Below are 8,741 nucleotides of genomic sequence, written 5' to 3' on the forward strand. Positions count from 1 at the left end.
AAGGAGCACGGGCGGCGCCATCAAACTTGGCTAGGCGCGAAGGCGACTTTCACGGATGCGAAGCGCGATGTCTTTTTCCGGAGCCACGCCCTAGCTGGCCCGGAACTCTCGCGGTCCAACGCCGTAGAAGGCCTTGAAGGCGCGGCTGAAATGCGAAAGGTCGTTGAAGCCTAAACCGAACGACAGGTCGGTGATGTTGCAGCCCACGCCGTCCTCGCGCAGAGCCCGCGCCGCACGCTCCAACCGCTTTCGACGAATATAGGCCAGCGGTGTGGTCGCCATGCCGGCGAAGACCATCTGGACATAGCGCGGCGATACGCCCAGCGCGCCCGCGACACGGCCGACGCTGAGCTCGGGGTCGCAAAGATTGTCGTCGATGAAGCGCTTGATCCGCGCGCCGGCGCCGTGACTGGCGTCCAGGTCGCGCGGCGCAGGCGCCTCGCCCTCGCCTTCCCGCGCCGCCGCGCTGAGCAGGGACAGGGCCGCGTCCTGCACCGCCTCGCCGACGGGGGCGCAGCCTCGGCCGGCGTTGGTCCACAGCGTACGGATAAACGAGGTCAGCAAGGCGCCCGCCAGGCTGTCGCCCGCCAGGCGTCGGCCGCACAGGGCCTCTGGATCATCCATCCGGTCGGCCAGGCGCTCGGAGGGGATCCGCAGCACTAGCATGCGGTTGGGATCGTCAAAGCGGATCGTGTAGGGGCGCGCCGGATCGCAAAGCATCAGGTCGCCCTCGTCCAGCACCGCCTCACGGCCATCCTGAGAATTCAGGCTGCGACCAACATCCTGTAGGTGCAGCTTGAAATAGGGCCGCCGCGTCCAGGACGCGCGTCCTCGCCGCACCACCGCGGCGCTGGAGGCGACGCGGGCCAGGTCCATGCCGCCGAGGTCGCGCACATCTATGCTGCCCTCGAACGCCTCGCGGTCAGCGTCGACCACGAGATTGTCGAAGGTCGACGCGACCAACGCGTTCCAGGCGTCCAGACCGGCTTGGGTCCGAACCACGCCTTGTTCGTCGAGGCTTGACGCCATCTCTTCCTCCCTCAGGCTCGCCCGTTGCTCCCCCAGAGACTTCCGGCGCTCAGGTTCTTGGATCCCCGGCGAGCAAACGCTCGCGCAGGACCGTCTTCTGGATCTTACCTGAAGCCGTGCGCGGCAGCGCGGCGACCAGGGTCAGAGCCTTGGGCAGCTTATACCGGGCCAGCCGATCTTCGAGATGGCTCAGGATCAGCGCCAGATCGAGGACCGCCCCTTCGCGGCAGGTCACGACCAGATGGCCGACCTCGCCCCAGCGCGGGTCGGGCACGCCGACGACCGCGCACTCGAGGATGGCCGGATGATCGGCGAGGGCCGCCTCGATCTCGGCCGGATAGACGTTCTCGCCGCCCGAGATGAACATGTCCTTCTTGCGGTCGACCAGCCAGTGATAGCCGTCGGCGTCGGCCAGGGCGATATCGCCGGTCCGGAACCAGCCGTCGGCCGTGAAGGCCTGTTCGGTCTCCTTGAGACGCCGCCAATAGCCTTGGAAGACGTTGTCGCCCTTGAGTAGTAGTTCGCCAGCAACGCCGGGCGAGCAGTCGTTGTCTTGCTCGTCGACGATGCGTGTCGCGACCGAGGACATGGCCAAGCCCGCCGAACCGGCCCGGGCGTCGATCAGCGCCACGTCGGGCGCCATGCCAAACACCGTTCCGGCCTCACTCATGCCGTAGCCGTCGACAACGGGGACGCCCACCGCCAGCCAAGCGCGAATATCGGCCGCTGGATGGGGCGCGCCGCCGGTGAACACGGCCGTCAGCCCCCGCAGGGCCGAGGCGGAGAAGTTTGGCGCGCGACGGAGCATCGCGGCCATCTGCGGCACGCAGAAATAGTGGGTGATCCCCAGGGCCTGATCGCCGAGCCGGCCAAGCGTCCGAACCGGCTCGAAGCCGTCTGACACCAGTATCGCTCCGCCATGCAGGAAGGCCGGTCGGATAGACGTGATCAGGCCGATGATATGGAACATCGGCGCATCGACCAGAAAGACGCTCTCGTGCGTGACCTTGCCCAGGCGTCCAAAGTTGATCGCCGTCTGGTCGAGATTGCGCTCGGACAGCAGCGCGCCCTTGGGGCGGCCCGAGGTCCCGGAGGTGTAGAGGATCAGCGACGGGCGCTCGCGGTCAGCGCGCGCCCGCGTATCGGGGTCGGCGCGGTCGATCTCGGCCCGCAGGACATCCAGGTCGACGCCATCCAGGCCCGCGGCGGCCAGCTGAGTGTCGCCGACGATCATGGCCGGATCGGCGTCTTCGATCAGGGCGTGAAGCTCGCTGGCGCTCAGTCGCCAGTTCAACGGCGCGAACATGGCCCCAAGGCGGGCGCAGGCCAGGTGCAAGATCACCAGCAGGACCTGGTTCTTGGCCAGCACCGCCAAGCGATCGCCCTCGCCCACCCCACGCCGACGCAGCACGCCCACCGCGCGGGCGATGTCGGCGTCCAGCTCGGCATAGGTCCAGCGGCGGCCGTTAGCCAGTTCGACGGCCGCCAGGCCACCCGGCTGGAGGCGGGCCTGGAAGGCGACATGATCGATCGGGGTCATGCTGGCGTCCCTCCCGTCGTTTTTTCCTCCCCCTCGCCTCGTCTCAGCTCTGCTTGGCCAGATCGTAGGCGCCCAGGCCGGGCTTGTAGGTCTTGTCGTCGATGAACTGCTTGATGCCCTCCTTGCGACCGTCGTTGTCGAAGGAGTTGGCCGCCTCCTGGGCCCGGACCAGGTAGTCCTCGGCGTTGTCGTAGTTCATTTCCTTAACACGCCGGACGGCGTCCTTGGTGGCCTTCAGGGCCACCGGGTTCTTTTTCAACAGCACCTCGGCCAGCTCGCGCACGCGCGCCTCCAGGCGCTCCAGCGGCACGCTCTCGTTGACCAGGCGCCAGGCGGCGGCCTTCTGGCCATCGATCAGCTCGCCGGTTATGGCGTGGTACATGGCGTCGCGCAGCGGCATAAGGTCGACCACGACCTTGGTGGCGCCGCCGCCCGGCAGGATGCCCCAGTTGATCTCCGACAGGGCGAACTGAGCCTCGTCAGCGGCGATCGCCAGGTCGCACGAGTACAGCGGGCCATAGCCGCCGCCAAAGCACCAGCCGTTGACCATGGCGATCGTCGGCTTCTGGTACCAGCGCAGGCGACGCCACCAGCCGTAGGACTCGCGCTGAGCCTGACGCGTAGCGCCCAGACCCTTGGCCTCGGTCTCGCGGAAGTACTCCTTCAGGTCCATGCCCGCCGACCAGGCCGAGCCTTCGCCGGTCAGGACCAGGACGCCGACGTCGTCACGGAACTCCAGCTCATCCAGCACCTCCATCATGCGACGGTTCAGGGTGGGGCTCATGCAGTTGCGCTTATCGGGGCGATTGAACTTCACCCAGGCGATGCGGTTCTCGACCCGGTAGGTCGCGGTGTCGTTGGCGTCTGTCATGGTCGGTCCTTGGAAATTGAAGCGGGGCGCGCGCGGCGCCGAATACGAAGCGTCAGATCGGGAAATGGCCGGGCTGGGTCTCGACCGTGATCCAGCGCAGCTCGGTGAAGGCGTCGATGCCGGCCTTGCCGCCGAAGCGGCCGTAGCCGGAGGCCTTGACGCCACCGAACGGCATCTGAGCCTCGTCGTGCACGGTCGGGCCGTTGACATGGCAGATGCCCGACTGGATCCGCCGCGCAACCTTCAGGCCCCGCGCGATGTCTCGGGTGAAGACCGAGGCCGACAGGCCATACTCGGTGTCGTTGGCCAGGGCGATGGCGTGCTCCTCGTCCCGGGCGCGGATCACAGCGACCACCGGGCCAAAGCTTTCCTCGCGGAAGAGGCGCATCGCTGGGGTGACCTTGTCGACGACCGTGGCGGGCATCAGCACGCCATTCGCCGGCCCGCCGCTAACCTGGACGGCGCCGTCGGCCAGGGCGTCGGCGACCAGACCCTGGACGTGGGTCACGGTTTTGAGATCCACCACCGCGCCGAGCGGCGTCTTACCCACGCGCGGGTCGCCGACCGCGAGGCTGGAGGCCTTGGCGGCAAACTTCGCGACGAAGGCGTCAGCGATCGCGTCGACGACAATGATCCGCTCGGTCGACATGCAGATCTGACCCTGGTTCATGAAGGCGCCGAAGGCGGCGGCCTTGACGGCCTCGTCCAGGTCGGCGTCCTCCAGCACGATCAGCGGGGCCTTGCCGCCCAGCTCCAGCAGCACGGGCTTGAGATGCTCGGCCGCCCGCTTGGCGATGATCTTGCCCACGGCGGTCGAGCCGGTGAAGTTGATCCGCCGCACTGCGGGATGGTCGATCAGCGCCCCCACCACCTCGGCCGCGTCGGCCGGCGCGTTGGTGACGATCGACAGCGCGCCCTCGGGCAGGCCGGCGGCCGCGAAAGCCTCGGCGATCAGTTCATGCGTGCGCGGGCAGCTCTCCGAGGCCTTCAGCACCACGGTGTTGCCACAGGCCAGCGGCGTGGCCACCGCGCGGACGCCCAGGATGATCGGCGCGTTCCAAGGGGCGATGCCCAGGATCACACCGACCGGCTCACGCACAGCCATGGCCAGGCAGCCCGGCTTGTCAGATGGAATGACCTCGCCGCTCACCTGCGTGGTCAGCGCGGCGGCTTCGCGGACCATGGAGGCGGCCAGCATCAGATTGAACCGGGCCCAGCCCTCGGTGGCGCCGATCTCGCCCATCATCGCGGCAACGAAGTCGTCGACCCGCGCCTCCAGCGCTGCGGCCGCCTTGGACAACAGAGCGCGGCGCGCGTTCGGCCCCAGCGCGCTCCAGGTCGGCAAGGCGGCCTGGGCGGCGTCAACAGCCGCGCGCGCTTGGTCCGCGGTCATGGCGATGGAGGTGGTGGCGACCGCGCCGGTAACGGGGTCACGGCGTTCGAAGACGGCCTGGGGAGAGCTCATGGTCGTTCCTTCCCTTCGCGTGAAGCGCTTCGCGGCGCCGATTATAGGTATGCTGGCAGTTTTGTATGCTAGACAAACAGTCTGCGCAAGTCACTGTTTTCGGCAAGACCGTAGCTAGACGATCGAGGACGAATGCGTCGCCCGTTCGACGCGATAGCGCTTGGGGGACACCCCTTCGGCCTTGGCGAAGAAGCGCGAGAAGTAGGCGGGGTCCTCAAAGCCCAGGTGGTAGGCGACCTCGGCGACCGTCATGTTCGAGTACAGAAGCGCCCGCTTGGCCTCCAGCAACAGCCGGTCCTGCACAAGCCGCAGCGGCGAGGCGCCGGCCACCCGCAGGCAGGCGGCGCGAAGGCGCGACACCGCCACACCCAAGCGTCCAGCATAGGTCTCGATGGGAAGGCCCTCACGATAGTGCGCTTCGACCAGCTCGCGGAACCGGGCGACCAGCGTGACGTGCCCGCCCTGCATGGCCGGCGTGGCGGCCTGGTCGCGCACCAGCCGCCGCACGGCCTCGACGAGGACGATCAGCAAACGGCCCTCAACGGCCGCGCCGCCGGCGGGCGCGGTCCAAACCAGTTCGCGCGATAGCTCGCCCAACCAGGACGCGATCTCCGACTGCGCATCCAGCGGCAGCTGACGCGGCGCGCGGAAAAGACTGGCGAACGCCGGCTCGCGTGCGGTCAGGTCACGCAGATAGCTGTCGGCGATGGTCAGGACCGAACCGGCCGTCTCGACCTGGTAGGCGAAGCCGTGGACCCGACCGGACGGCACCAGCAGCAGACAGGGCGCGGCGAAGTCGATCGCCTCGTCATCCACATGCATGACGCCCCCCCCAGCCGCGATGTGGAACACATGATTGAGGTCCGCATGCGCGTGGGCGCGGATGTTCCAGTCATTGGGCCTAGTGCGATCGTCCAACTCTTCTAGATGGATGAACTTGCCTTCGACGGTCCGCAAGGGCTCTCCGAACAGGAAGAAGCTCGGAACTACTTGAGTTTTTGGCAAGTCCGAAACTCCACACCCTAGCCCACCCGAAATCTAACCCGCTCGAAAAGTCCAACCTTTGTGACGCTCTGTCCATCCCAAAACCCGACCGTCAGGGTCAGGCTTGATGCAAGTCGTGTCAGGCGGCGTCAGGGCGGAGAGCTCCATCGTGCGAACCCAGGTAGCCATTGTCGGCGCGGGCCCGGCTGGGCTTTTCCTCGGCCATCTGTTGAGACAGGCCGGGGTCGACGTCGTGATCCTGGAGCGCAAGGATCGAGCCTATGTCGAGGGCCGCGTTCGCGCTGGCGTGCTCGAGCGGATCACTGTCGAGCTGATGGAGCGCCTGGGCGTCGATGAGCGGATGCGACGCGAGGGATTGGTCCACGCGGGCGCCAATCTGGCCAGCGACGGCGAGATGTTCCGCATCGACATGGCCGAACTCACCGGCGGCTCGACCGTGATGGTCTATGGCCAACAGGAGGTGATGAAGGATCTGTTCGACGCCGCCGAGCAGCGCGATCTACGGATCGTGTTCGACGCCGACGCGGTCCGGCTTCACGACGTCGAAGGCGAGCGCCCGCACATCACCTGGCGCAAAGACGGCGCCGAGCATCGACTGGACTGCGACTTCATCGCTGGCTGCGACGGCTATCACGGCGTCAGCCGGGCGACGATCCCGGACAAGGTGTTGAAGACCTTCGAGCGGGTCTATCCGTTTGGTTGGCTGGGCATACTGGCCGAAGCCCCGCCCTGCGATCACGAACTGATCTATTCCAATCATGAGCGCGGCTTCGCCCTCGCATCGATGCGCTCGCCGACCCGCAGCCGCTACTACGTGCAGTGCTCGCTGGACGATCGCCTGGAGGACTGGTCCGACGAGCGCTTCTGGGACGAGGTCTCGGTCCGCCTAGGCCCCGAAGCGGCCGCCCGCATCGTTCGCGCGCCGTCGTTCGAGAAGTCGATCGCGCCCCTGCGCAGCTTCGTCTCCGAGCCGATGCGATACGGCCGCCTTTTCTTGGCGGGCGACGCCGCCCACATCGTGCCGCCCACCGGGGCCAAGGGCATGAACCTGGCGGTCTCCGACGTGATCATGCTGTCCGAAGCCTTGGTCGAGCACTACCACGAACGCTCTTCGGCGGGGATCGATGGCTATTCGGCCCGCGCCCTGGCCCGGGTTTGGAAGGCAGAGCGGTTCTCCTGGTGGTTCACCAGCCTCACCCACCGCTTCCCCGACCGAGACGGCTTCGACCGCAAGATGCAGGTCGCCGAACTCGCCTACATCAAGGGCTCGCGCGCCGCTCAGGTGACGCTGGCCGAGAACTATGTCGGCCTTCCCCTGGTCTAGAAGGCTGTGGAGCGTCCCATGAAAAGCAAGATCTACGAGAGCGCGGCCGCGGCCCTGGAGGGCGTCGTCTTCGACGGCATGACCCTGATGTCCGGGGGCTTTGGTCTGTCGGGCAATCCCGAGACCCTGATCCCGGCCCTCAAGGATACGGGCGTCAAGGGCCTGACGGTGATCAGCAACAACTGCGGCGCCGACGGCTTCGGCCTCTGGATGCTGCTTAACAACGGCCAGATCCGGAAGATGGTCTCGTCCTATGTCGGCGAGAACAAGCTGTTCGAGCAGCTCTATCTGTCGGGCGAGCTGGAGCTGGAGCTGAACCCGCAGGGCACCCTGGCCGAGCGCATTCGCGCCGGCGGCGCCGGCATCCCAGCCTTCTACACCAAGACCGGCGTTGGCACGGTGGTGGCCGAGGGCAAGCCGGTAGAGACCTTCGAGGGCGAGCCCTATCTCCGCGAGACCTGGCTGCGCGCCGACCTCTCCATCGTCAAGGCCTGGAAAGCCGACCCGGAAGGCAACCTGGTGTTCCGGATGACGGCCCGCAACTTCAATCCCGTCATGGCCACGGCCGGCAAGGTCACCATCGTCGAGGTCGAGGAGATCGTCGAGGCCGGCGAGCTGGACGCCAACGCGATCCACACGCCCGGCATCTATGTCGACCGCATCGTCAAGTCGACGATCAATGAAAAGCGCATCGAGAAGCTGACCACCCGCCCACGAGAGATCCACGCTGGGGAGACCGTATAATGGCCTGGACCCGCGACGAGATGGCGGCTCGCGCCGCCCGCGAGCTGAAGAACGGCTTCTACGTCAACCTCGGCATCGGCATCCCGACCCTGGTCGCCAACCACATTCCCGAGGGCGTCCACGTCACGCTGCAGAGCGAGAACGGCATGCTGGGCATGGGTCCCTTCCCCTACGAGGACGAGGCGGATCCCGACCTGATCAACGCCGGCAAGCAGACCATCACAAAGCTGCCGACCTCCAGCTTCTTCGACAGCGCCCAGAGCTTCGCCATGATCCGGGGCGGCCACATCGACTTGACGGTGCTGGGCGCGATGGAAGTGGCCCAGAACGGCGACATCGCCAACTGGACGATCCCTGGCAAGATGGTGAAGGGCATGGGCGGCGCCATGGACCTGGTGGCCGGCGTCAAGCGCGTCATCGTCGTGATGGACCACGCAAACAAGGCCGGCCAGAGCAAGGTCCTCAAGCGCTGCGCCCTGCCCCTGACCGGCGCGGCCTGCGTCGACATGGTCATCACCGACCTCTGCGTCTTCGACCTCGACCGCAAGGGGGGCGGCCTCACTTTGATCGAGCTGGCTCCTGAGGTCACCCTCGACGAAATTAAGGCCAAGACGGCAGCCGATTTCGATGCGGGAGCCTTCACATGACCGCCGCCTATATCTGTGACGGGATCCGCACCCCGATCGGTCGCTATGGTGGGTCGCTCTCAAAGGTGCGCGCCGACGATCTGGCGGCGATCCCGCTGAAGGCCTTGGTCGCGCGG

At 66.9% G+C, this 8,741-nt stretch carries 8 protein-coding genes and 1 pseudogene; 4 read left to right on the top strand and 5 right to left on the bottom strand.

The features are described 5' to 3' along the window. Positions 1 to 90 precede the first annotated feature (90 nt). From CVUC_RS06350 to CVUC_RS06370, 5 genes are all read right to left on the bottom strand, one after another. Complete coding sequence (locus CVUC_RS06350; protein WP_010920257.1) at positions 91 to 1,029, bottom strand: helix-turn-helix domain-containing protein; 939 nt, start codon at positions 1,027 to 1,029, stop codon at positions 91 to 93. A gap of 49 nt (positions 1,030 to 1,078) precedes the next feature. Then, entirely contained in the window at positions 1,079 to 2,569 is a 1,491-nt protein-coding gene (locus tag CVUC_RS06355) for an AMP-binding protein (protein ID WP_096033759.1), read from the bottom strand. A 43-nt stretch (positions 2,570 to 2,612) separates the two neighbouring features. Continuing rightward, the gene (locus CVUC_RS06360; RefSeq protein WP_096033760.1) at positions 2,613 to 3,440 is read right to left on the bottom strand and encodes a p-hydroxycinnamoyl CoA hydratase/lyase; all 828 of its coding nucleotides are present in this window, start codon (positions 3,438 to 3,440) and stop codon (positions 2,613 to 2,615) included. A 52-nt stretch (positions 3,441 to 3,492) separates the two neighbouring features. Further along, entirely contained in the window at positions 3,493 to 4,905 is a 1,413-nt protein-coding gene (locus CVUC_RS06365; protein ID WP_096033761.1) for an aldehyde dehydrogenase, read from the bottom strand. Positions 4,906 to 5,019: 114 nt separating this feature from the next. Beyond that, positions 5,020 to 5,910 carry a helix-turn-helix domain-containing protein gene (locus CVUC_RS06370; RefSeq protein ID WP_101685798.1) on the bottom strand — a complete coding sequence of 297 codons (891 nt, stop codon included), beginning with the start codon at positions 5,908 to 5,910 and terminating at the stop codon, positions 5,020 to 5,022. Between the two features lie 148 nt (positions 5,911 to 6,058). Here CVUC_RS06370 and pobA point away from each other — a divergent pair, with 148 nt between their 5' ends. The 4 genes and pseudogenes from pobA to CVUC_RS06390 form a co-directional block, all read left to right on the top strand. Next, positions 6,059 to 7,234, top strand: a complete 1,176-nt coding sequence (gene pobA / locus CVUC_RS06375) for a 4-hydroxybenzoate 3-monooxygenase (RefSeq protein ID WP_096034794.1) — start codon at positions 6,059 to 6,061, stop codon at positions 7,232 to 7,234. Positions 7,235 to 7,240: 6 nt separating this feature from the next. Continuing rightward, positions 7,241 to 7,978 carry a CoA transferase subunit A gene (locus CVUC_RS06380; protein ID WP_164468157.1) on the top strand — a complete coding sequence of 246 codons (738 nt, stop codon included), beginning with the start codon at positions 7,241 to 7,243 and terminating at the stop codon, positions 7,976 to 7,978. After that, a complete protein-coding gene (locus tag CVUC_RS06385) occupies positions 7,978 to 8,625 on the top strand; it encodes a CoA transferase subunit B (protein WP_096033763.1) in 648 nt (215 codons plus the stop codon). Before CVUC_RS06380 ends, CVUC_RS06385 begins: the two co-directional genes overlap by 1 nt. Beyond that, positions 8,622 to 8,741: pseudogene (locus CVUC_RS06390) on the top strand (3-oxoadipyl-CoA thiolase); the annotation flags it as partial. The gene CVUC_RS06385 and the pseudogene CVUC_RS06390, both read left to right, overlap by 4 nt.

Source organism: Caulobacter vibrioides (assembly GCF_002858865.1).
Classification (GTDB): domain Bacteria; phylum Pseudomonadota; class Alphaproteobacteria; order Caulobacterales; family Caulobacteraceae; genus Caulobacter; species Caulobacter vibrioides.